The sequence below is a fragment of the Pseudomonas sp. 18.1.10 genome, from assembly GCF_024655625.1.
In the GTDB taxonomy this organism is placed as follows: domain Bacteria; phylum Pseudomonadota; class Gammaproteobacteria; order Pseudomonadales; family Pseudomonadaceae; genus Aquipseudomonas.
Genome location: NZ_JANLGL010000457.1, coordinates 1 through 1,211 on the forward strand (window position 1 = coordinate 1; position 1,211 = coordinate 1,211).

Here is a 1,211-nt window from a genome sequence, read left to right on the forward strand (position 1 = left end):
GGAGTGTCAGTCACTGAATCTGTTACTGAACCACCGCATTCGCGAGCAAGCCCGCTCCCACAGTTTTGATCTTCACATGGATTAGATGCCCTGCGGGGTCTCTTCACCGCCCAAGGCTTCAACCAGCGCCGGGATGAACTCGCCAAACGTCAGCATCATCAACGTGAAGCTCGCATCCAGTTGGCCCAGGGCTTCGTCGCCGCCGTCCTGTTCGGCCTGGTCTTGCAGCAGGTCTTCGAACTTCAGGCGCTTGACGGTCATCTTGTCGTCGAGCATGAAGGACAGTTTGTCCTGCCAGGCCAGGGACAGTTGGGTCACGACTTTGCCGGTGGTCAGGTGCAGCTGGATCTCTTCGCCGGTCAGGTCCTGGCGCTTGCAGCGCACGATGCCGCCGTCTTCGTGGGTGTCGCGCAGTTCGCATTCGTCGAGGACGAAGAAGTCATCGGCCGGTTTCTGGGTGGTGACCCAGTCGGTCATGATCGCGGTTGGCGCGGTTTTCACGGTGAGTGGGCGCACCGGCAGGGTGCCGATCACTTCACGTAGGGTGGAGAGCAGGTCTTCGGCGCGTTTCGGGCTGGCCGAGTTCACCAGGATCAGGCCCTGTTTCGGCGCGATGGCGGCGAAGGTCGACGAGCGACGAATAAAGGCGCGCGGCAGGAAGGCCTGGATGATTTCATCCTTGAGCTGGTCGCGTTCCTTCTTATAGACCTTGCGCATTTGCTCGGCCTCGATCTCTTCGACTTTCTCTTTCAGTGCATCGCGCACCACGCTGCCCGGCAGGATACGTTCTTCCTTGCGCGCGGCGATCAGCAGGAAGTCACCGCTGACGTGAACCAGGGGAGCGTCTTCACCTTTACCAAAAGGTGCGACGAAACCGTAAGTGGTCAACTCCTGGCTTGCACAAGGGCGCGCCAGTTTGGTGGCCATTGCAGTTTCCAACGCCTCGGCATCAACAGGCAGATCTTGGGTCAGGCGATAGATAAGCAGGTTCTTGAACCACATGGGGTGAGTCTCTCCTTTATACAAAGGCGGGCATTATTGTCTTGATAGCGTCTGAGGCCAACCCTGCCTAAGCCATTGGAAGGCCTCAAAAAAAAGATTTAAGAAAGTGCTTGCCAGACCTTGGGTCGCTCCGTAGAATGCGCGCCACACCGAGACGAAGGGTGATTAGCTCAGCTGGGAGAGCATCTGCCTTACAAGCAGAGGGTCGG

The 1,211-nt window shown here is 58.1% G+C and carries 1 protein-coding gene; it reads right to left on the bottom strand.

Annotated features, from left to right (window positions below; translation table 11 throughout):
• Nucleotides 1–81 precede the first annotated feature (81 nt).
• Nucleotides 82–1,002, bottom strand: a complete 921-nt coding sequence (gene rdgC / locus NUV89_RS29675) for a recombination-associated protein RdgC (RefSeq protein ID WP_122489196.1) — start codon at nucleotides 1,000–1,002, stop codon at nucleotides 82–84.
• Between the last annotated feature and the right edge of the window lie 209 nt (nucleotides 1,003–1,211).